Source organism: Pseudooceanicola nanhaiensis, assembly GCF_020171315.1.
In the GTDB taxonomy this organism is placed as follows: Bacteria; Pseudomonadota; Alphaproteobacteria; order Rhodobacterales; family Rhodobacteraceae; genus Pseudooceanicola; species Pseudooceanicola nanhaiensis_A.
Genome location: NZ_JAIUZP010000006.1, coordinates 477,004 through 496,926, shown reverse-complemented (window position 1 = coordinate 496,926; position 19,923 = coordinate 477,004). Strand labels below are relative to the sequence as shown.

The window sequence follows — 19,923 nt, the reverse complement described above, 5'->3', positions numbered from 1 at the left end:
GCTGACATGCCTTGGATTCTCTGCGGGGTCGGACTGGCCCTGCTCGTCTTTGCGGGTGATGCACTGGTCAAGGGGGCGGTGAACCTCGCCCTGCGGCTGGGGATCCCTGCGCTCATCGTGTCGCTGACGGTGGTGGCCTTCGGCACCTCCGCGCCCGAGCTTCTGGTGGTGATCGACGCCGTGATCCACGGCAAGCCGGGCCTCGCGCTTGGCAACGTGGTGGGCTCCAACACGGCGAATATCCTGCTGGTGCTGGGGGTGCCCGCGATGCTGGCCACCATGCACAGCAGCCATTTCGACACCCGGCGCAGCTATTACATGATGCTGGGCGCCACGGTGGTCTTTATCGTCTTCTGCCTGACCGGGGAACTTGTCTTCTGGCACGGGCTGGTGATGCTGCTGGCGCTGATCGCCACGCTGGTCGACCAGTACATCGCCGGCCGCAAGGCCCGCGCTGCCTCCGAAGCCGCGGCCGATGAGGAAGACCTCGAAGGGGCCGACCCGGGCATGAAGGGCTGGAAGATCGCTGTCTTTCTCGTGGCGGGCCTGATCGGCCTGCCGCTGGGGGCGAACCTGCTGGTGGACAATGCCTCGATCATCGCGCGCAGCTTTGGCATCAGCGAGACGGTGATCGGCCTGACGCTGGTGGCCGTGGGCACCTCGCTGCCGGAACTGGCGACCACCGTCATGGCCGCGCTGCGCAAGCAGGCCGACGTGGCCATGGGCAACGTCATCGGCTCGAACATGTTCAACCTGCTGGGGATCATGGGCATCGGTGCCATGGTCGGCAACATCCCCGTGGAAGAGAGCATGCGCAGCTTCGACCTCTGGGTTATGCTGGGGGCCTCGCTGCTGCTGGTGCCCTTCGCGCTGATGAAGGTCGACATCACCCGACTGTGGGGTGTGGTGTTGACCGCGCTCTATCTGGTCTACGTTAGCCTCATCCTGTTCTGAACGAGACGAGGGAAGACCGAATGACGAAGGCTCTGGTGACCGGAGGGGCCAAGCGGCTCGGGCGGGCGATGGCCCTGCATCTGGCCGGGCGCGGGTTCGACGTGGCGATCCATTATGCCGGGTCGGAGGAGGCCGCCGAAGAGGTGGCCGCCGAGATCCGCGCCATGGGCCGCAAGGCCGTCACCCTGCAGGCCGACCTGCTGGAGCTGGAGGCCGTGGAGGCGCTGGTGCCGCGCGCCGTCGAGGGGCTGGACGGTGCGCTGACGGTGCTGGTGAATAATGCCTCGCTCTTCGAATACGACCGCATCGGCAAGGTGACGGGGCAGGGCTGGGCCCGCAACATCGACAGCAACCTGCGCGCGCCGGTGCTGCTGACGCAGGCCTTTGCCGCCCAATGCCCCGATCCCGTCCCCGATGAACGCGGCGAGCCGATCGCCCGGGGCCTCGTGGTGAACATGCTGGACCAGCGGGTGCGCAAGCTGACGCCCGAGTTCACCAGCTACACGATCGCCAAGATGGGGCTCTGGGCCTTCACCCAGACCGCCGCCATGGGGCTGGCGCCCCGCATCCGGGTGAATGCCATCGGCCCGGGGCCGACGCTGCAGGCCGCAGGCCAGAGCGACGAGAGCTATGCCCAGCAGAGGGCGAACACGATTCTCACCCGCGGATCGAACCCCTCCGACATCACCGGGGCGCTTGGATATTTCCTCGATTCGCCGGGCGTGACGGGCCAGTTGCTCTGCACCGACGGCGGCCAGCACCTCGCCTGGAAGACGCCCGACATCACCGGGTTTGATTGAGATCAAGACCGGCGTTGCGGGCGACCCTAGGGAAGTTGTGCACTGGTCACGGCGGCGTTACAAACTCGTTACTAAATCTTCAATAATATCAGTCCCTTGCTGTGAGCCCAAAAAAGTTCTCTTTAATATCAGCTAGTTATAAACTTGCCTAAAAAGATCGCAAAATAAGGAACCGCCAGTGTTTCAAGGGAATATCGCACGTCCAGGAAAGTTGTCTGCAGACTTATCCACAGGATCCGTGGATTTGTTCTGCCTTGCCTTGGGCGCCTCGAATTTGCAGACAGGGCCGGGAATCAGAGCCAGCTAAGTCATGACCCAAGGTGATCCAGATACCCCGGTGGAGCAGGCCAGCGACTCACCTGAGTCGCGACTGACCGGCCATGCGCTGATCCAGTCCTACCTCAAGACGCTCGACAGCTCGCCGGGGGTCTACCGGATGCTGGATGCCGAAAGCCGCGTGCTCTACGTCGGCAAGGCGCGCAACCTCAAGGCGCGGGTCTCGAACTACGCGCGGCCCTCGGGGCACTCCGGCCGGATTGCCCGGATGATCCGTCAGACCGCCTCGATGATGTTCCTGACCACGCGGACCGAGACCGAGGCCCTGCTCTTGGAGCAGAACCTCATCAAGCAGCTCAAGCCGCATTACAACGTGCTGCTGCGCGACGACAAAACCTTCCCCAATATCCTCGTCTCGAAGGAGACGGACTTCCCCCAGATCCGCAAGCACCGCGGGGCGAAGAAGGAGAAGGGGGCCTACTACGGGCCCTTCGCCTCGGCCGATGCGGTGAACCGGACGCTGAACCAGCTGCAGAAGGTCTTCCTGCTGCGCAACTGCTCCGACAGCATGTTCTCCTCGCGGACGCGGCCCTGCCTGCTCTACCAGATCAAGCGCTGCTCGGGCCCCTGCGTCGGGCTGATCTCGCAAGAGGACTACGCCGCCACGGTGCGTGACGCGGAACGCTTCCTCTCGGGCCGCTCGACCAAGGTGCAGGAGGAGCTGGCCACCCAGATGGCCGAAGCCTCCGAGGCGATGGAGTTCGAACGCGCGGCCGCGCTGCGCGACCGTATCCGCGCGCTGACGCAGGTCCAGTCGGCGCAGGGCATCAACCCGCGTGCCACGACAGAGGCCGACGTGGTGGCGCTGCACATGGAGGGCGGGCAGGCCTGCGTGCAGGTCTTCTTCATCCGGGCGAACCAGAACTGGGGCAACCGCGATTTCTACCCCCGCGTCGGCCCCGACATCGAGGCGGCAGAGGTGCTGCAGGCCTTCCTCGGCCAGTTCTACGACGGCAAGGAGCCGCCGCGGCTGATCCTGCTGTCGCACCCGGTGGAGGACAGTGACCTGCTGGCCGAGGCGCTCTCGGAAAAGGCGGGCCGCAAGGTCGAGCTCTCGGTGCCGCAGCGGGGCGAGAAGGCGGAACTGGTCGAAAGCGCCGCCCGCAATGCCCGCGAAAGCCTCGCCCGCCGGATGGCCGAAAGCGCGACGCAGGCGAAGCTCCTGCGTGGCGTGGCCGAGGCCTTCGCCCTCGACGCCCCGCCCGAGCGGATCGAGGTCTACGACAACTCGCACATCCAGGGCACCAATGCCGTGGGGGCGATGATCGTGGCCGGTCCCGAGGGGCTGATGAAGAACCAGTACCGCAAGTTCAACATCCGCGGCGATGACCTGACGCCCGGCGATGACTTCGGCATGATGAAGGAGGTGCTGACCCGCCGCCTCTCGCGCCTGCTGAAGGACGATCCCGACCGCAGCAAGGGCACCTGGCCCGACCTCCTGCTGATCGACGGCGGGGCAGGGCAGGTCTCCGCGGTGCAGGAAATCCTAGACCAGCTGGGCCTGCCCGACATCCCCATGGTCGGCGTCGCCAAGGGCGTCGACCGGGACCACGGCAAGGAGGAATTCCACCGCCCCGGCACGCGCCCCTTCGCGCTGCAGATGAACGATCCGGTGCTCTACTTCATCCAGCGCCTGCGGGACGAGGCGCACCGTTTCGCCATCGGCACCCACCGGGCCAAGCGCGCCAAGTCGCAACTCGCCAACCCGCTGGACGAGGTGCCCGGCGTCGGCGCCACCCGCAAGCGCGCCCTGCTGGCGCATTTCGGCTCCGCCAAGGCCGTTACCCGCGCGAACCTCGCCGACCTCAAGGCCGTCGAAGGCATCTCCGACACGCTGGCCGAAACCATCTACGATCACTTCCACGGCACCGGCTGACCGGTCCCGCGGTCCTAACGGGCTGGTGTGCATTTTCTTGCCCCAAGTATCCCGGGGGTCCGGGGGCTGGCCCCCGGTCCCGTCCCCACAGCAGGCCCGCCCCCTCCGCGATGTTCCCGCATCAACCCCGCTTTCCAACCCGCCCCGAAAGCCCTAGATAGTCCTCATGACCCTGACCGTTCCCAATATCCTCACCATCCTGCGCCTGATCGCGGCGCCGGCCATCGCCATCATCTACCTGGCGGTGCCCCGTCCGGCTGCGGATATCGTCGCCCTCGTGGTCTTCGGGGCCGCCTCGGCCACGGATTGGTTCGACGGGCACCTCGCGCGCAAGTGGAAGCAGGTCAGCAAGCTGGGCACCATGCTCGACCCGATCGCCGACAAGGCGATGGTCGTGGTCGCGCTGATGGTGCTGGCGCGTTACTCGCCGATCGCGCCCTGGATCATCCTGCCCGCGGCGGTGATCCTCTTCCGCGAGGTCTTCGTCTCGGGCCTCCGGGAATACCTCGGCGACGTGGCGGGCGTGCTGAAGGTCACGCCGCTGGCGAAGTGGAAGACTGCAAGCCAGATGATCGCCATCGCGCTGCTGCTGGCCAACGGCGCCTTCTGGGCGCTGACTGAGCGGACCGGCTCGATCTGGGCCGATGCGCCGAACGAACTGACGGCAGTGGGCGGCGGCATCCTGATCTGGGTCGCGGCCGCGCTGACCGCGATCACCGGCTGGGATTACTTCGCCAAGGCCAAACCCTACCTGGAGGGCTGAGCATGGACATCCTCTATTTCGCCTGGCTGCGCGAGCGGATCGGCGTCCCGCGTGAGCGGGTCGAGACCGGGGCCGAGACCGTGCGCGATCTGGTGGCCGAACTCAGCGCCCGGGATGAGGGCTATGCGGCGGCCTTTGCCGATCTGTCGGCCCTGCGGGTGGCCCTCGATCAGGAACTCTCGGAGTTCGATGCACCTCTCGCCGGCGTGCGCGAAGTGGCCTTCTTCCCGCCGATGACCGGGGGCTGAGCCCATGGAGATCCGCGTGCAGGCCGAGGCCTTCGATGCCGGTGCCGAGCTGAACCGCTTCTCTGCAGGGGCCGAGGGGGCAGGCGGCGTGGTCAGCTTCACCGGCGTGGTGCGCGACCTGCCCGGCGGCGGGCTGAGAGCCATGGAGATCGAGCATTACCCCGGCATGACCGAGAAGGCGCTGACCGACTTCGCCGCGCAGGCGATGGAGCGGTGGGCGCTGTCGGACGTGCTGGTGATCCACCGCTTTGGGGCGCTCGCGCCGGGGGCGCAGATCATGATGGTGGCCACCGCCGCCCCGCACCGCCGCGCGGCCTTCGAGGCGGCGGATTACCTGATGGACTACCTGAAATCCCGCGCCCCCTTCTGGAAGAAGGAAATCACCGCCGCGGGCGCGGATTGGGTCGCGGCCAAGGCGCAGGACGAGGCCGACCTCGACCGCTGGTGAGCGGGCGAGGTCCTGCCCGTTTTCTTCGAAGAAAACGAACCGGAATTTTTGAAAATTCCGGGCAGCGCCGGTGAGGCGGCGCTCGCCTTTGCGTTGCGGTATCCTTGGGTGCGTCCGCTGCCCCGCGTGCCGCCCGTGTGGGGGAACCCACAGGCCGCCGCGGCTCTTCGCTCTCAGTCGCAAACGAAAAACGGCCCCGCGGGGCCGCTCTCATCCGGGTCTCTCTGTCGGGTCAGCTCCAGACCACCGGTCCAGATCACCCCGCGTCCCCATCACTGGGCGGCGTGGTGCTTCTCGATGTAGCTGCGCAGTTCCTCGGCCTCGTGCCGGGCTTCGCGCAGCCCGTCCATGGCGGCGGAGAGTTCTGCCTCGGTCTGGCTCAGCTGGTTGGTCAGCTCGGCCTCGCGCTGCTGCAGGTAGGTGATCGCCTGATCGCGGGTCTCTTCCGCTTCGTGCAACTCCTGCGCCATCTTCTCCAGCTCGCCCATGTCCGACTTGGACACCCGGGTGAAGCGGTGGATCAACCAGTAGGCAAACCATCCGAAGCAGAAAGCGACGAAGAGGATGATCGCAAGGGCAATGACGAATTCGGTCTTGTTCATTGGGTGGCGCCGGTCCCGTTCGGTTCTTCCGTGGCCTCTTCTGCGCCCGTTTCCCCCTCGGGATCAAGGCCGGATTCGGCGTCAGCCCCGTTCACCTCCGCGTCATCGCCGCTTTGGGACGCAGCCTCGTCCGTGGTCTCGAGCGCCGCATCGCTGATCTCGTCGCCGGAGGCGTCGTCGATTTCGTCGCCCGATCCCTCGATATCCACCGCGTCGGTCAGGTCGTGCATCGGGGCGTCGTCGGTGCTTTCTTCCAGCATCGCATCGCCGCTGCCGTCCTCGGCCAGGGCCTCGGCCGCGCTTTCGGCGACTTCGCCCGTGGTCTCCAGCGCGGCGTCGGTGATCGCCTCGGGCACCTCGGGGGCCAGCAGGCGGAACTCGATCCGGCGGTTCTCCTCGCGGCCCTCCTCGCTGTCGTTGGGGGCGATGGGCTGGGTCTCGCCATAGCCCACGGCGGTGTAGCCCGAGGTCAGCACCCGGCGCAGGCGCAGCTCGTTCAGAACGGCAGTGGCGCGTTCCTGGCTGAGCGCCTGGTTCATCTCTTCGCGGCCCTGGCTGTCGGTGTGGCCGCTGATTTCCAGCGGGATGTCGCCGCAGGTCTTCAGCACCTCGGCAATGTCATCCATGGCGCCCATGGACTCGGCCGAGATCGTGGCCGAGCCGGGTTCGAAGTTGATCTTGGCGACCTTCTGGATCTCGCGCAGTTCCCGCACGCATTCCCCGGGCGTGGGCAGGGAGGCGACCGGGTCCAGCTTCTCCTGGTAGACGACGGAGATGTCATAGCTGGCGCCGTCGCCCAGCTGGGTGGCCAGCAGCTGCGCGATCTCGGCCTGGGCGTTCTCGTTGCCGGTGTCGCCCGCGATCACCACGTCATCGGGCGTCACGGTGACAACGCCGTTGGAGAGCTTGGAGAGCGCCTCCAGCGCGGCCAGCACGCGGATCGTCCAGCCATCGGGCAGGTCCTCGTCGAGCCGCGCGGCGGTGTAGACCGCGCTCGCCCCGAAGCGGGACTGGGCATAGCTCTGGGTCGCATTTCGGGACAGCTCGTCGGCAATGCGGCCGCGTAGCTGCACCATGCCCTCGGGGCTCAGCGTGGCGACGAATTCAGGCGGGCCTTCCTCCTCGTCCTCGCTCGGCGTGACGGGCAGGGTGGCGTGCAGGGCGTAGAGGTCGGGCAGGCTGTTCTCCAGCTCGCCCACGACCCGGTCGAAGAGCCCCTGCGCCGTGCCCTCGGCCGCGACGAGGGAGATGTCGGCATCGGTGAAGGTGATCGACCCGCCGCCCAGTTGGGCCAGCCCGGCGATCCCGGTGGAGACCGCCTGTGCCCAGTCGGGCGAGGGCAGGCCGAGGCCGATCCGGCAGCGCATGGCGCCCTCGAGGCCAGCCGTGCGGGCGGCCTTTTCGATCACCTCGATGTCCTCGGCGTTGTCGGCAGAGCAGGCATCGAAGCGGGCGCCGTTGTCGTCGATCAGGAAACGCACGGTGAAGGGCGCGATGACCGGGCGCGGCGCGGTCAGGGTCAGCGACAGGTCCACGCCGTCGGGCAGGGCCCGTTCCAGCCGGCGCTGCAGGTCGGTCTTGGCGGCGGTGCTTTCGACGGCCGCGTCGATGCGGACGTGGTTCGGCGCGACCGAGATCTTGGACCGCGGCAGCTCGTTCAGCGCTTCGATGGCGAAGGTCAGCGCCTCGATCCAGCCGCCGGGGACGGGGTAGCGCGCGGTCTCCATCAGGTCGGTGATCGTGCCGACGCCGTCGATATCCCCCAGCGTCTCGGTCAGCCGGTCGCGGTTGGTGGCGGCGGGGATCAGCCCGATGAGCGACAGCGTGTCCTCGTTGCGCAGGATCTCGACCGAGAAGTCGGGCGCCTTGATGGCCTCGGCGGCCTGCACCTGCATCAGGTCGATGACCCGGGCCGCGTCCACCACCTGCCCGGTGACGGTGATCGCGTTGAAGCGGGCCGCCTCGCTGGGGGCGGTGCCCGAGAGGTTCACCCGCAGGCCGTCGGCCTGCACCTCGGCCCAGTACATGTTGTGCGTGTCGAGCGTCTGGCGGACGTCGATTTCCGTACGGTCCTCCACCGCTCCGGCCGAGAAGGCGGCGGCGACGAGGCTGAGGACGGCGGCCGAGGTGAAGGCCGAGCTGACGATCGCAAGCGAGGACAGGCGCATGTCTGGCGGGTATCCCGATAGTGGCAGTGGGCGAGTTTTAAGCCGCGCAGGTGCTGCTGTAAATCAGAGCAGGAAGGCGACGGCGAAAAACGGCAGGACCAGAAGGCCCGCGTTCCTGTTCGACCGGAAGAGCGCGAGGCATTTGTCGCCATCGTCGATATCCAGTTGGCGCAGCTGCCAAACCATATGCCAGCCAAGGGCCCAGGGCCCTGCAAGCGCCACGATCAGGGCCAGCGGATTGGCCCCGTCGATCATCGCCCCGATCACGGCCAAGGCCATCAGCGAGACCGAAATCACAAGGAATTGACGCAGCACGCGGGCCGTGTTGCCGGCAAAGAGCCGTGCCGTGGACTTCACGCCGATCAACGCGTCGTCCTCCTTGTCCTGGTGGGCATAGATCGTGTCGTAGAAGATCGTCCAGGCGATGCCGCAGAGATAGAGCGCGAAGGGCGGCCAGGAGAGCGTGTTGCTGTGCGCCGCCCAGGCGAGGATGGCACCCCAGTTGAACGCAAGGCCGAGGAAGACCTGCGGCCACCAGGTGAAGCGCTTGGCGAAGGGGTAGATGCAGACCGGCCCCAGCGAGAGGACCCCCAGCACGATGGCCAGCGGGCCGAAGGTCAGCAGGATGCAGAAGGCGATCAGCGCCTGCGCTACCATCCAGACCACCGCGCCCTTCACCGTGACCTGCCCCGAGGGGATCGGACGTGATTTCGTCCGTGCCACGGCGGCATCGAACTTGCGATCGGTGATGTCGTTCCATGTGCAGCCCGCGCCGCGCATCAGGAAGGCGCCGATGGCACAGCCGATGAAGATCCACAGGTCGTGCCAGCCCGCACGGCCGTCCGCCAGCATGGCAAGGCCCAGGCCCCACCAGCAGGGGATCAGCAGCAGCCATGTGCCCACCGGGCGGTCGGCGCGCGACAGCCGCAGGTAGGGCCGCGTGGCCGCCGGGGCGAGGCGGTCGACCCAGTTGCCCTTGACCGCGTCGGCCACCTGTCCGTCGGGGGCGTGTTGCTCTGGCGCTTGGGCATTCTGGGTCATAAGAAGGGTCCATGGATACGGCGAAAGTCAGGCTCTATGTAGAGCACCCGCTGGGGGCGGGGCAAACCGTTCCTTTGGAACGGGACCAGGCACATTACCTCTTCGGGGTCATGCGCATGGGCGATGGCGATGCGGTCGCGCTCTTCAACGGGCGCGACGGCGAATGGCAGGCGCAGGTGACGCAGGCGGGCAAGCGGGGCGGTGAACTCACCTGCCGGACCCGCTCGAAACCGTTGCAGATGCCGCCCGACCTCTGGCTGCTCTTTGCGCCGATCAAGAAGGCGCGCACCGACTTCATCGTCGAGAAGGCGGCAGAGATGGGCGCGGCGCGGATCGTCCCGGTGCAGACCGATTTCACCAATTCCGAGCGGATCCGGCAGGACCGGTTGCAGGCCCATGCGGTGGAAGCGGCAGAGCAATGCGGCGGCACCTACGTGCCCGAGGTCGCGGATCTGCACAAGCTTGACCGTCTGCTGGCCGACTGGCCCGAGGGGCGACAGCTGATGTTCTGCGACGAGGTGCTGGCCGGGGAACCGGGCGGCGCGCCGCTCTCGACCCTCACGCCCGGCCCATGGGCGATCCTGATCGGGCCGGAGGGCGGCTTCTCCGAGGCGGAGCGCAGCCGGCTGCGGGCCTTGCCCTTTGCGCATCGTGTCGCCCTTGGCCCGCGCATCCTGCGGGCGGATACCGCGGCGGTGGCCGCGCTGACGCTCTGGCAGCAGGCGCTTGGCGACTGGGGCGATGATCGGGGCGGGGAGGGCGCATGAGCGACATGACCCCGGTCCGGGCCGACGATCTGCCCGCGGTCCTCGACTATCTGCGCGGCCAGACCGCCTGCGCCATGTTCCCGCTGGCGAACCTCGAAACCCACGGGCTGGCCACCCAGTCGGGCCACAGCCGCGCCATGTCGGCCTGGGTCCGCTACGAGGACGGCGAGGTCGTGGCCTTCCTCGGCATGACGCGCGATGGCTGGATGCTGCCGGTGCTGGCGGCGGGCGATCCGCTGCTGGATGCCGTGACCGCGCCGCTCTCCATGCGGTCCTACGAGTGGATTCTCGGTGAGGCGGGGGCGGTGCATTCCGTGCTCGACACGCTCGACCTGCGGCACCATCCCATGGGCCTTCTGCGCGACGAGCCGCATTTCGTCCTGCCGCTTTCTGATCTGGTCATGCCCGAAGTCGCGGGGCTGCACCTCGTGCCCGCCGATGCCAGCCGCCTCGATCTGCTGATCGACTGGCGCAGCCAGTACAACACCTATGTCCACGGCACATCTCCGACCGTCGCGGCAGAGCGGGCGGTCATCGACGTGGATGCGATGCTGGAGGCGCAGAGCCACGTTCTGCTGATGCAGGACGACACGCCGCTGGCGGTGACGGGGATCAACGCAAGGGCCGGGACCACGGTGCAGGTCGGCGGGGTCTTCACCCCGCCCGCGCGGCGCGGCGAGGGCCATGCCCGGGCCGCGGTGGCGCTGCACCTCGCCGCCCTGCGCGACGAGACCGGCGCCGAGGAGGCGGTGCTCTTCGCCGCCAGCGACACCGCGGCCGCTGCCTATCGCGCCATCGGGTTCAGCCGGATCGGCACTTATACGATGTGCCGTCTGGCGAGGCCCACGTGAGTTTCATCCGACCCGAGGCGCGCGCGGCGCTCAGCCGCTGGCGCGAGGTGGCCATGGGCCTTGCCGTGGCGGCGCTCGGCCTGTGGTGGGCGCTGACCACCTTCGGCGTGCTTAAGTGGGTGGGCGTGGTGCTGGTGCTGGCGGGCCTCGGCTTTGCCGCCGCGGGCGTGCAGCGGGCGCGGTTCCGCTCTGCCCGGCAGGGACCCGGCGTGGTGCAGGTGGACGAGGGGCAGATCGCCTATTTCGGCCCGCTCACCGGCGGCATCGTGGCCCTGTCGGAGCTGGAGCGGCTGGCGCTGACCGGGCAGGGGCCCTCGGCCCACTGGGTGCTGAGCCAGCCCGGCGCGGAGGACCTCTATATCCCGCTGGGGGCGGAAGGGGCCGAGGCGCTTTTCGATGTCTTCGCCGCACTGCCCGGCCTGCCCACGCGGGAGCTGCTGGCGAAGATGCGGGCCCATGACGCGGCGCCGGATGCGACGCAAGGGCAAGGGTCTTCGCAGGGCACTTCCCCCGGCCCGTCCCGTGGGGGCCTGACCCTTGTGCAGGGTGGCGCGGCATCGGGCGGCCCGGCCAAGGGGGAGGTGATCTGGGAGAAACCGCTCCGCCGGTTGCATTGACACTGCCCGCGTTTGCGCTCACTCCTGACCTCCAAGAAAGCGACAGACCGGAGTATTCCATGTCCATCCCCCAATCCGGCGGCGGCCCGATCGAGCGTCATGAACAGCTGGCAGAATACATGGCCGAGGGCTGCAAGCCCAAGGAAGACTGGCGGATCGGCACCGAGCACGAGAAGTTCGGCTACTGCAAGGACAGCCTGAAACCCATCCCCTATGATGGCGAACGCTCCATCAAGGCCGTGCTGGAAGGCCTGCGCGACCGCTATGGCTGGAACGAGGTTCGCGAAAGCGGCTACCTCATCGGCCTGACCAAGGACGGCGCCAACGTCAGCCTCGAGCCCGGCGGGGCGCTGGAGCTGTCGGGCGCTCCGCTGTGCAACATCCACCAGACCTGCGACGAGGTGAACGAACACCTGCGCGAGGTGAAAAGCATCGCGGACGAGATCGGCGTAGGCTTCATCGGTCTGGGCGCCGCACCCCAGTGGACCCATGACGAAATGCCCCTGATGCCCAAGGGCCGTTACAAGCTCATGGATGCCTATCAGGGCCGCGTCGGCACCACCGGCACCACGATGATGCGCCGCACCTGCACCGTGCAGGTGAACCTCGACTTCGCGACCGAGGCGGACATGGTGCAGAAGATGCGCGTGGCCCTTGCGCTGCAGCCGGTCGCCACCGCGCTCTTTGCCAATTCGCCCTTCTTCGAGGGCAAGCCCAACGGCATGCGCTCCTACCGGTCGTGGGTCTGGCGCAACATGGATGCGGCCCGGACGGGGATGCTGCCCTTCGTCTTTGACGAGGGCTTCGGCTTCGAGGCCTACGTGCAATACGCCCTCGATGTGCCGATGTACTTCGTCTACCGCGACGGCAAGTACATCGACGCGCTCGGCCAGTCGTTCCGCGACTTCCTCAAGGGCGAACTGCCCGCGCTGCCGGGCGAGAAGCCGACGCTGTCGGACTGGGCCGATCACCTGACCACGCTCTTCCCCGAGGCGCGGGTGAAGAAGTTCATCGAGATGCGCGGCGCCGATGGCGGCCCGTGGCGGCGTCTTTGCGCGCTGCCGGCCTTCTGGGTCGGGCTGATGTACGATCAGGGCGCGCTGGATGCGGCATGGGATCTCGTGAAGGGCTGGGACGCCCCGACCCGCGAGGCGATGCGCGTGGCCGCCGGCGATCAGGCCCTCGGCGGCACGGTCAACGGCATCAAGATGCATGACCTCGCCCGCGAGGTGCTGGACATCGCCGAGGCGGGCCTGAAGGCGCGCGCGGCAGAGGGCGCGGGCGGGCTGATCCCCGACGAGACCCATTTCCTCAACGCGCTGAAGGAAAGCATCGCCTCGGGCCAGACCCCTGCAGACGAACTGCTGGCCAAGTACAAGGGCGAGTGGAACGGCGATCTGGATCGGATCTACGCCGAGTATTCCTACTGAGCCAATGCTGAGCCAGAGGCATCTCCCGACGGGTGTTTCGGGAGGTGCCTCTTGATCGCGCTGCGCGACGGCGGGACACTCCCCCGACATGGGGAACCAAGGGGCTGCGTTTGGAACGTCACCTGATCATTTCCGGGCATGGCCGGGCGGGCAGCACGCTGTTCTACACCATGATGCGGCACTGCCTTAAGGACTTCGGTCTCTTCGACTCCGAGATGCCGACGGCGCAGGTGTTGCACCTGCCGGGCAACCAATGCAGCAAGCGGCCCTACGATATCTTCGACATGGCCAAGATCCTGCAAGCCAATACGCGCGGCAAGCAGCTGGACCTGATCGTCATGCTGCGCGATCCGCGCGATATCCTGATCAGCCGCCACCGGGCCGTGCCGGACGATTACTTCATGGCCGCCGACCTGTGCTATTTCATCCAGCCGGGCAAAGTGCCGACCTTCACCGCGCCGGGGCTCTTGCAGATCCAGCGCGGGATCATGCAGGTGGCGCGGTCGGGGGCCTTTCCGCAGGGCATCTTCTACCTGAAGTACGAGGACCTCGTGGCCGATCCCGACAGCATGCAGCAGGCCCTGGCCGCGCAGCTGGGTCTGCGCTTCGAGGGCAGCTTTGCCGAGTTCCACACGGCCGAGATCCCGGCCCACCTGCAGGGCCCGCTGAACGGCGTGCGCGCGCTGGAGGCGGGGCCTGCGCGGAAATGGGCACGGCCCGAGCATCGGGCGCGGATCATCGACCAGTTCACCAAGTTTCCCGTCCTGCACGATGTGCTCATCGGGCTGGGATACGAGACGGACCGCAGCTGGTATGACGCGCTGCTGGCCGGGGACAGCCCTGTCGAGACCGGCGGCGTGGGCAACGATGGCGGCGGGCCGAAGGCGCTCTAGGCCTGCTGCGCGGCCCTGATCGCCGTGGCGCAGGCCATGGCCGAGGCCCAGGCCCACTGGAAGTTGTAGCCCCCCAGCCAGCCGGTCACATCCACGCATTCGCCGATGAAATGCAGCCCCGGGCGCAGGGTGGATTCCATCGTCTTGGAGGAGAGGCCCGCAGTGTCCACGCCCCCCAGCGTCACCTCGGCGGTGCGGTAGCCCTCGGTGCCCGTGGGCTTCACCCTCCAGTGGGTCAGCCGGTCACAGAGCGCGCCGAGGCTGGCGTCGTTGTGATCGGCAAGGTTGCCGCCCAGGTCGAGGTCCGGCGCGATCAGGGTCGGCACCGCCTGCGCAAGGCGCGCGGGCATCATCTCCCCCAGCACGGTGGTGATGGCGCGGCGGCCCGCCTGCTGGCGCGCGGCGCGCAGCCGCTCCAGCGGGTCTGTGCCGGGCAGCAGGTTGATCTCGATCTCCGCGCCGGGCGTCCAGTAGGAGGAGACCTGAAGGATCGCCGGGCCCGAGAGGCCGCGATGCGTGAAAAGCAGCGCCTCGTCGAAGCTGGTGCCCCCGGCGGTGGCGCGCACCGGCAGGGAGAGGCCGGCAAGGGCGCTGAAGGTCTCGGGCGGGAAGGTGAAGGGCACGAGGCCGGGGTGCGTCTCGACGATGGCGTGGCCGAACTGGCGCGCGATGTCATAGGCAAGGCCGGTGGCGCCCATCTTGGGGATCGACTTGCCGCCCGTGGCCACCACGAGGCGCGGTGCCCGCACCGTCCAGGGCCGGGTGTCGCGGTTGAGCGTGACGGCGAAGGCCCCGTCCCCTTCTCCGTCCTGCGCGGTGACACCCTCGATCCGCGTGTCGAGCGCCAGCGTGCCGCCCGCCGCCTCGACCATGCCGGTCAGCAGCGAGACGATCTGGCGTGCGCTCTCGTCGCAGAAGAGCTGGCCGAGGGTCTTCTCGTGCCAGGCGATGCCGTGCTCCGAGACGAGGGAGACGAAATCCCATGGCGTGTAGCGCTTCAGCGCGGATTTGGCGAAATGCGGGTTGGCGGAGAGGAAGTTGGCAGGCTCCGTCCCGGTGTTGGTGAAGTTGCAGCGCCCGCCGCCGGAGATGCGGATCTTCTCGCCCGCCTTGCGGGCATGGTCCACCACCAGCACCCGGCCCCCGCAGTGGGCCGCGCACATCAGGCCGGCCGCCCCGGCGCCAAGGATGATCACGTCATAGTCCATGGCCGCGGGGATGCCGCCTTGGCCCGGCTTTGGCAAGGGGGGACGGGAGAGGCAGGCCGGCGGGATGTGCGCAGGGGCGGGCGGAGGCGTGCCGGGCCGTGGCATTCTGTCTGGCGCGACAGGGGGAAAAAGGCTAGACTTGCCTATCAGACCCCGAAAAGGGGCGGATCAGAGGCAGAAGCGGCAGATTTACCCATGACGGAAATGGTCTATGGCGCGCTCCCCGTGCGGGAAGGCGAACCGATACTCCCTAAATGGTGGCGGACGGTCGACAAGTGGACCATGTCCTGCATCCTCATGCTCTTTGGCGTGGGGCTCTTGCTGGGCTTCGCCGCCTCGCCCCCGCTGGCAGAGAAGAACGGCTTCCAGCCGTTCCACTACGTGCAGCGGCAGGCGCTTTTCGGCGCGATGGCGATGGTGGCGATGATGGTCACCTCGATGATGCCGCCGCAACTGGTGCGCCGCCTCGCGGTGCTGGGCTTCGCGGGCTGTTTCCTCGCGCTGCTCTTCCTGCCGGTCTTCGGGACCGACTTCGGCAAGGGCGCGGTGCGGTGGTACTCGCTGGGCTTTGCCTCGGTGCAGCCCTCGGAATTCCTGAAGCCCGTCTTCGTGGTGACCTGCGCCTGGATGATGGCAGCCGCGCAGGAGATCAACGGCCCGCCCGGACGGCTCTGGTCCTTCGGGCTGACCGTGGTCATCGTGTTCATGCTGGCGATGCAGCCGGACTTCGGCCAGTCGGCGCTGATCCTCTTCGGCTGGGGCGTGATGTATTTCGTGGCCGGTGCGCCGCTGACCCTGCTGGTGGGCATGGCGGGCGCCGTGGTCGCCGCGGGCACCTTCGCCTATCACAACTCGGAACACTTCGCGCGCCGGATCGACGGCTTCCTGAGCCCCGATGTCGATCCGCGCACCCAGCTGGGCTATGCCACCGACGCGATCCGCGAGGGCGGGTTCTTCGGCGTGGGCGTGGGCGAAGGCTCGGTCAAATGGTCGCTGCCGGACGCCCATACCGACTTCATCATCGCCGTGGCGGCCGAGGAATACGGGCTGATCCTCGTGCTGGTGATCATCGCGCTCTATACCTCGATCGTGGTGCGCTCGCTCCTGCGGCTGATGCGGGAACGCGATCCCTTCATCCGGCTGGCGGGCACTGGCCTCGCCGCCATGTTCGCCGTGCAGGCGATGATCAACATGGGCGTCGCCGTGCGGCTGCTGCCCGCCAAGGGCATGACGCTGCCCTTCGTGAGCTACGGCGGTTCCTCCGTTATCGCGAGCGGCGTGGCGGTCGGCATGCTGCTGGCCTTCACCCGGTCGCGCCCGCAGGGCGAGATCGGCGATATCCTCGCGGGGCGTGCGCGATGAGTGAGACGGCACCGCTGCTGATCATCGCGGCGGGGGGCACGGGCGGGCACATGTTCCCGGCGCAGGCCCTCGCGGAGGAAATGCTGACGCGCGGCTGGCGGGTCCGGCTGTCGACCGACGCCCGCGGCGCACGCTACACCGGCGGCTTCCCCGAGGCGGTCGCGGTGGAGGAGGTGGCCTCGGCCACCTTCGCGCGCGGCGGCGTGGCGGCCAAGGCGCTGGTGCCCTTCCGGATCGCGGGGGGCATCTCCTCGGCCGTGCTGCGGATGCAGCGCGAGAAACCGGCCGCCGTGGTGGGCTTTGGCGGCTACCCGGCAATCCCGGCAGTGGCGGCGGCCACGATCCTCGGCCTGCCGCGGATGATCCATGAACAGAACGGCGTGCTGGGGCGCGTGAACCAGCTCTTCGCCAAGCGCGTGGCGGCGGTGGCCTGCGGCACATGGCCGACCGAGCTGCCCGAGGGCGTGCAGGGCTACCACGTCGGCAACCCGGTGCGCGCGGCGATCCGCGAACGCGCCGGCGCCGGTTACATTCCGCCGGGGGATTACCCGCTCTCGCTGCTCGTCATGGGCGGCTCGCAGGGCGCGCGGATCCTTTCGGACCGGGTGCCGGAGGCGATTGCCCTGCTGCCCGACCACCTGCGCCAGCATGTGCGCGTGGCCCATCAGGCCCGCCCCGAGGACATGGAGCGCGTCGCCGCCTTCTATGCCGAGGCCGGGATCAGCGCCGAGGTGAAACCCTTCTTCGACGACGTGCCGCGCCGCATGAGCGAGGCACAGCTGGTGGTGACCCGCGCGGGCGCCTCGACGGTGGCGGATCTGACGGTGATCGGCCGCCCGGCGATCCTCGTGCCGCTGGCCGCCGCCATCCGGGACGAGCAGACCGCCAACGCCAAAGGCATGGTCGAGGCGGGTGCCGCGATCCTTTTGCCTGAAAGCAAACTTGACGCAGCCACCCTTGCGGACCAGATCGCATTGGTACTGGAAAGCCCCGAGGGCGCGCTTCAGATGGCGCGGGCCGCGCTGTCCCTCGGCAAGCCCGAGGCGGCAGAGACGCTGGCCGACATGGTCGCGGCCCTCGCGGCGGGCGAACTGACGGAAAAGGACAAGATGTGAACGCAGCGACGAAACTTCCCGGAGACGTGGGCCCCATTCATTTCGTGGGCATCGGCGGCATCGGCATGTCCGGCATCGCGGAGGTCCTGCTGAACCACGGCTACGTGGTGCAGGGCAGCGATCTGAAGGCCTCCAAGATCACCGACCGGCTGAAGGACCTCGGCGCGCATATCTTCGAGGGCCAGCGGGCCGAGAACCTCGAGCAGGCGCAAGTCGTCGTGATCTCCTCCGCGATCAAGCCGGGCAACCCCGAGCTGGACGAGGCGCGCCGCCGGGGCCTGCCCGTGGTGCGCCGGGCCGAGATGCTGGCCGAGCTGATGCGCCTGAAATCCAACATCGCCGTCGCGGGCACCCACGGCAAGACGACGACCACCACGATGGTGGCCACGCTGTTGGACGCGGGCAAGTTCGACCCCACGGTGGTGAACGGCGGGATCATCCATGCCTATGGCTCCAACGCGCGGGTGGGTCTGGGCGAATGGATGGTGGTGGAGGCCGACGAGAGCGACGGCACCTTCAACCGCCTGCCGGCCACGATCGCCATCGTGACCAACATCGACCCGGAGCACATGGAGCACTGGGGCACCATCGAGGGGCTGCGCAAGGGCTTCCTCGACTTCGTGTCGAACATCCCCTTCTACGGGCTGGCCGTCTGCTGCACCGACCACCCGGAGGTGCAGGCGCTGGTGGGCAAGATCACCGACCGCCGCGTGACGACCTATGGCTTCAACGCGCAGGCCGATGTCCGCGCGACCAACCTGCGCTACGAGAAGGGCATCGCCCATTTCGACATCCTGCTGCAGGCCGAGGACATGAAGATCGAGGGCTGCACCCTGCCGATGCCCGGCGATCACAACGTCTCGAACGCGCTCTCTGCCGTGGCCGTGGCCCGGCATCTGGGCATGAAGGGCGAGGAAATCCGCGCGGCCCTTGCGGCCTTTGGCGGTGTGAACCGGCGCTTCACCAAGGTGGGCGAAGTGAACGGCGTCACGGTAATCGACGATTACGGCCACCACCCGGTGGAGATCGCCGCCGTGCTGAAGGCCGCCCGTCAGGCGACCGAGGGCCGTGTCATCGCCGTGCACCAGCCGCACCGCTACACCCGTCTGCATTCGCTCTTCGATGACTTCTGCGCCTGTTTCAACGAGGCCGACGTGGTCGCCATCGGCGAGGTCTATGGCGCGGGCGAGGAGCCGATCCCCGGCGCGACCCGCGAGGACCTCGTGCATGGGCTGATCGCCCATGGCCATCGCCACGCCCGCGCGGTGACCGGCGAGGATGACCTCGTGCGGCTGGTGCGCGAACAGGCGCGGCCCGGCGACATGGTGGTCTGCCTCGGTGCGGGCACGATCTCGACCTGGGCGAACAACCTGCCGAAACGGCTGGCGGAAGAGCCGGTGGAATAACACCCGAGGGCGAGAGCGAGACCGCGAAGAAGGGGCCCGTGCGGCCCCTTTTTCAATGGTCCTCGATCAGGCAGAGATAGTCGGCATAGACCCAACCCTCGGGTCCATTCACCCCGCCGACCGAGACCCTGTACCACTTGCCGCGCCGCTCCCAGTCCCAGACCTTGGTGCCGGGGCCCAGCTTGGCCCGCATCGGATGGCTGGAGCCCGGACCGCTGCGCAGGGCAAGGAAGTTGTCCCCGTTCGGATTGAGGTGGCAGACGGCAAAGACATCGGGGGCATAGGCCTGCACCGGCGTGGCCAGGAGAAGGGCGGCGGCAAGGGTCTGAAGAACGCGCATCGGGAAACCTCTTTCATGAAATCGGGTAGGGCCGGCAATCGACGCAGCCTAGCATGAAACCCGCCACGGACTGAGCAGCAGGGCGCGGGAGTGGGGCTTTTGTGCCCCAGAGTGCTGAAAAGCCCGGCGCGACAGGGGCGCAGGCTTGTCAGCCCGGCCCGCGGGATCAAAACTCCGGCGAGCGAAAATGAGGTCCCGCATGAGCCTTCCGTGGATACTGGCCTGCCTCTGGGTGCTGGCCGCGGCCCTTGTGGCGCTGCTGCCGATGCGGCTGCAACTCTGGCCCGGGCTGGCGCTAATCCTTGGCGCGGTGGCGATCCTTGTCCTCATCGGGCAGGCCCATGGGGCGGGCATGGCGCTGGTGGCGCTGATCGCTGTCCTTTCGGTCTTCCGGCGGCCGCTCTTCCACCTCGTGAACCGCAAGGGCCGGGTCGAGTGAGCCCGGCTCTGGTGGCGGCCTGCCTCTGGGTGCTGGCGGCGGCGGTGGCGGGGATGATCCCCTCGCGTGACAACCACTGGACGTGGGCCTACGCGCTGATGGCGGCCTTCGTGCCGGTGCTGCTGTGGGTGCTGCTGCGGGATGGCTGGGTCTGGGCGCTGGTGGTCCTCGCTTGCGGCCTCTCGGTCTTCCGCTGGCCGGTGATCTATCTCCTCCGCTGGCTGAAGGCGCGTTAGCCCCGGCTTGCCTTGGCGGGGGC

The 19,923-nt window shown here is 68.0% G+C and carries 21 protein-coding genes; 16 read left to right on the top strand and 5 right to left on the bottom strand.

The window, feature by feature from the left end; all coding sequences use genetic code 11:
- Window positions 1–6 precede the first annotated feature (6 nt).
- The 6 genes from LCM32_RS12330 to LCM32_RS12305 all read left to right on the top strand — a co-directional run bounded on the left by LCM32_RS12330 (window position 7) and on the right by LCM32_RS12305 (window position 5,425).
- Window positions 7–954 carry a calcium/sodium antiporter gene (locus LCM32_RS12330; RefSeq protein ID WP_224821368.1) on the top strand — a complete coding sequence of 316 codons (948 nt, stop codon included), beginning with the start codon at window positions 7–9 and terminating at the stop codon, window positions 952–954.
- A complete protein-coding gene (locus LCM32_RS12325; RefSeq protein ID WP_263618177.1) occupies window positions 951–1,754 on the top strand; it encodes an SDR family oxidoreductase in 804 nt (267 codons plus the stop codon). Before LCM32_RS12330 ends, LCM32_RS12325 begins: the two co-directional genes overlap by 4 nt.
- 310 nt (window positions 1,755–2,064) lie before the next feature.
- Window positions 2,065–3,966, top strand: coding sequence for an excinuclease ABC subunit UvrC (uvrC, locus tag LCM32_RS12320; protein WP_224821366.1), 1,902 nt, complete (start codon window positions 2,065–2,067; stop codon window positions 3,964–3,966).
- 166 nt (window positions 3,967–4,132) lie between these two features.
- On the top strand, window positions 4,133–4,729 hold the full coding sequence (pgsA, locus tag LCM32_RS12315; RefSeq protein WP_224821365.1) for a CDP-diacylglycerol--glycerol-3-phosphate 3-phosphatidyltransferase: 597 nt from the start codon (window positions 4,133–4,135) through the stop codon (window positions 4,727–4,729).
- 2 nt (window positions 4,730–4,731) lie between these two features.
- The gene (moaD, locus tag LCM32_RS12310; RefSeq protein ID WP_224821364.1) at window positions 4,732–4,977 is read left to right on the top strand and encodes a molybdopterin converting factor subunit 1; all 246 of its coding nucleotides are present in this window, start codon (window positions 4,732–4,734) and stop codon (window positions 4,975–4,977) included.
- Window positions 4,978–4,981: 4 nt separating this feature from the next.
- The gene (locus LCM32_RS12305; RefSeq protein ID WP_224821363.1) at window positions 4,982–5,425 is read left to right on the top strand and encodes a molybdenum cofactor biosynthesis protein MoaE; all 444 of its coding nucleotides are present in this window, start codon (window positions 4,982–4,984) and stop codon (window positions 5,423–5,425) included.
- Window positions 5,426–5,697: 272 nt separating this feature from the next.
- Here the strand turns inward: LCM32_RS12305 and LCM32_RS12300 are convergent, their stop codons facing one another.
- The 3 genes from LCM32_RS12300 to ubiA form a co-directional block, all read right to left on the bottom strand.
- A complete protein-coding gene (locus LCM32_RS12300) occupies window positions 5,698–6,027 on the bottom strand; it encodes a hypothetical protein (RefSeq protein WP_224821362.1) in 330 nt (109 codons plus the stop codon).
- Complete coding sequence (locus tag LCM32_RS12295; protein WP_224821361.1) at window positions 6,024–8,195, bottom strand: OmpA family protein; 2,172 nt, start codon at window positions 8,193–8,195, stop codon at window positions 6,024–6,026. Before LCM32_RS12295 ends, LCM32_RS12300 begins: the two co-directional genes overlap by 4 nt.
- Window positions 8,196–8,258: 63 nt before the next feature.
- Window positions 8,259–9,236 (bottom strand): 4-hydroxybenzoate octaprenyltransferase, encoded by a 978-nt coding sequence (gene ubiA, locus LCM32_RS12290; protein WP_224821360.1) that lies wholly within the window; start codon window positions 9,234–9,236, stop codon window positions 8,259–8,261.
- A gap of 11 nt (window positions 9,237–9,247) precedes the next feature.
- On the opposite strand from ubiA, the gene LCM32_RS12285 reads away from it, so the two are divergent.
- The 5 genes from LCM32_RS12285 to LCM32_RS12265 all read left to right on the top strand — a co-directional run bounded on the left by LCM32_RS12285 (window position 9,248) and on the right by LCM32_RS12265 (window position 13,794).
- Complete coding sequence (locus LCM32_RS12285; RefSeq protein ID WP_224821359.1) at window positions 9,248–10,003, top strand: 16S rRNA (uracil(1498)-N(3))-methyltransferase; 756 nt, start codon at window positions 9,248–9,250, stop codon at window positions 10,001–10,003.
- The gene (locus tag LCM32_RS12280) at window positions 10,000–10,854 is read left to right on the top strand and encodes a GNAT family N-acetyltransferase (RefSeq protein WP_224821358.1); all 855 of its coding nucleotides are present in this window, start codon (window positions 10,000–10,002) and stop codon (window positions 10,852–10,854) included. Before LCM32_RS12285 ends, LCM32_RS12280 begins: the two co-directional genes overlap by 4 nt.
- Window positions 10,851–11,471: a hypothetical protein gene (locus tag LCM32_RS12275; protein WP_224821357.1), complete on the top strand. Its 621-nt coding sequence runs from the start codon at window positions 10,851–10,853 to the stop codon at window positions 11,469–11,471. The genes LCM32_RS12280 and LCM32_RS12275 overlap by 4 nt, the downstream gene beginning before the upstream one ends.
- 59 nt (window positions 11,472–11,530) lie before the next feature.
- A complete protein-coding gene (locus LCM32_RS12270) occupies window positions 11,531–12,901 on the top strand; it encodes a glutamate--cysteine ligase (RefSeq protein WP_224821356.1) in 1,371 nt (456 codons plus the stop codon).
- Between the two features lie 110 nt (window positions 12,902–13,011).
- Window positions 13,012–13,794 carry a sulfotransferase gene (locus LCM32_RS12265; RefSeq protein WP_224821355.1) on the top strand — a complete coding sequence of 261 codons (783 nt, stop codon included), beginning with the start codon at window positions 13,012–13,014 and terminating at the stop codon, window positions 13,792–13,794.
- Here the strand turns inward: LCM32_RS12265 and LCM32_RS12260 are convergent.
- Window positions 13,791–15,002 carry an NAD(P)/FAD-dependent oxidoreductase gene (locus LCM32_RS12260; RefSeq protein WP_224821354.1) on the bottom strand — a complete coding sequence of 404 codons (1,212 nt, stop codon included), beginning with the start codon at window positions 15,000–15,002 and terminating at the stop codon, window positions 13,791–13,793. The two genes, LCM32_RS12265 and LCM32_RS12260, sit on opposite strands and share 4 nt — an antisense overlap.
- A gap of 195 nt (window positions 15,003–15,197) precedes the next feature.
- Between LCM32_RS12260 and ftsW the strand changes: the two genes are divergently transcribed.
- Genes ftsW through murC form a run of 3 tightly spaced genes read left to right on the top strand, consistent with a single transcriptional unit; the run spans window position 15,198 to window position 18,885 of the window.
- A complete protein-coding gene (gene ftsW, locus LCM32_RS12255; RefSeq protein ID WP_224821353.1) occupies window positions 15,198–16,364 on the top strand; it encodes a putative lipid II flippase FtsW in 1,167 nt (388 codons plus the stop codon).
- Complete coding sequence (locus LCM32_RS12250; RefSeq protein WP_224821352.1) at window positions 16,361–17,479, top strand: UDP-N-acetylglucosamine--N-acetylmuramyl-(pentapeptide) pyrophosphoryl-undecaprenol N-acetylglucosamine transferase; 1,119 nt, start codon at window positions 16,361–16,363, stop codon at window positions 17,477–17,479. The genes ftsW and LCM32_RS12250 overlap by 4 nt, the downstream gene beginning before the upstream one ends.
- Window positions 17,476–18,885 (top strand): UDP-N-acetylmuramate--L-alanine ligase, encoded by a 1,410-nt coding sequence (gene murC / locus LCM32_RS12245; protein WP_224821351.1) that lies wholly within the window; start codon window positions 17,476–17,478, stop codon window positions 18,883–18,885. Before LCM32_RS12250 ends, murC begins: the two co-directional genes overlap by 4 nt.
- A gap of 52 nt (window positions 18,886–18,937) precedes the next feature.
- Here the strand turns inward: murC and LCM32_RS12240 are convergent, their stop codons facing one another.
- Entirely contained in the window at window positions 18,938–19,225 is a 288-nt protein-coding gene (locus LCM32_RS12240) for an SH3 domain-containing protein (RefSeq protein WP_224821350.1), read from the bottom strand.
- Window positions 19,226–19,424: 199 nt separating this feature from the next.
- Here LCM32_RS12240 and LCM32_RS12235 point away from each other — a divergent pair, with 199 nt between their 5' ends.
- Complete coding sequence (locus LCM32_RS12235) at window positions 19,425–19,664, top strand: DUF2484 family protein (protein ID WP_224821349.1); 240 nt, start codon at window positions 19,425–19,427, stop codon at window positions 19,662–19,664.
- Complete coding sequence (locus LCM32_RS12230) at window positions 19,661–19,900, top strand: DUF2484 family protein (protein ID WP_224821348.1); 240 nt, start codon at window positions 19,661–19,663, stop codon at window positions 19,898–19,900. The genes LCM32_RS12235 and LCM32_RS12230 overlap by 4 nt, the downstream gene beginning before the upstream one ends.
- Window positions 19,901–19,923 lie beyond the last annotated feature (23 nt).

Bases quoted from the DNA above. Each gene is read 5' to 3' on its own strand.
- LCM32_RS12330 (WP_224821368.1), top strand. From the start codon at position 7: ATGCCTTGGATTCTCTGCGGGGTCGGACTGGCCCTGCTCGTCTTTGCG.
- uvrC (WP_224821366.1), top strand. From the start codon at position 2,065: ATGACCCAAGGTGATCCAGATACCCCGGTGGAGCAGGCCAGCGACTCA.
- pgsA (WP_224821365.1), top strand. From the start codon at position 4,133: ATGACCCTGACCGTTCCCAATATCCTCACCATCCTGCGCCTGATCGCG.
- moaD (WP_224821364.1), top strand. From the start codon at position 4,732: ATGGACATCCTCTATTTCGCCTGGCTGCGCGAGCGGATCGGCGTCCCG.
- LCM32_RS12305 (WP_224821363.1), top strand. From the start codon at position 4,982: ATGGAGATCCGCGTGCAGGCCGAGGCCTTCGATGCCGGTGCCGAGCTG.
- LCM32_RS12300 (WP_224821362.1), bottom strand. From the start codon at position 6,027: ATGAACAAGACCGAATTCGTCATTGCCCTTGCGATCATCCTCTTCGTC.
- LCM32_RS12295 (WP_224821361.1), bottom strand. From the start codon at position 8,195: ATGCGCCTGTCCTCGCTTGCGATCGTCAGCTCGGCCTTCACCTCGGCC.
- ubiA (WP_224821360.1), bottom strand. From the start codon at position 9,236: ATGACCCAGAATGCCCAAGCGCCAGAGCAACACGCCCCCGACGGACAG.
- LCM32_RS12285 (WP_224821359.1), top strand. From the start codon at position 9,248: ATGGATACGGCGAAAGTCAGGCTCTATGTAGAGCACCCGCTGGGGGCG.
- LCM32_RS12280 (WP_224821358.1), top strand. From the start codon at position 10,000: ATGAGCGACATGACCCCGGTCCGGGCCGACGATCTGCCCGCGGTCCTC.
- LCM32_RS12270 (WP_224821356.1), top strand. From the start codon at position 11,531: ATGTCCATCCCCCAATCCGGCGGCGGCCCGATCGAGCGTCATGAACAG.
- LCM32_RS12260 (WP_224821354.1), bottom strand. From the start codon at position 15,002: ATGGACTATGACGTGATCATCCTTGGCGCCGGGGCGGCCGGCCTGATG.
- ftsW (WP_224821353.1), top strand. From the start codon at position 15,198: ATGACGGAAATGGTCTATGGCGCGCTCCCCGTGCGGGAAGGCGAACCG.
- LCM32_RS12250 (WP_224821352.1), top strand. From the start codon at position 16,361: ATGAGTGAGACGGCACCGCTGCTGATCATCGCGGCGGGGGGCACGGGC.
- LCM32_RS12240 (WP_224821350.1), bottom strand. From the start codon at position 19,225: ATGCGCGTTCTTCAGACCCTTGCCGCCGCCCTTCTCCTGGCCACGCCG.
- LCM32_RS12235 (WP_224821349.1), top strand. From the start codon at position 19,425: ATGAGCCTTCCGTGGATACTGGCCTGCCTCTGGGTGCTGGCCGCGGCC.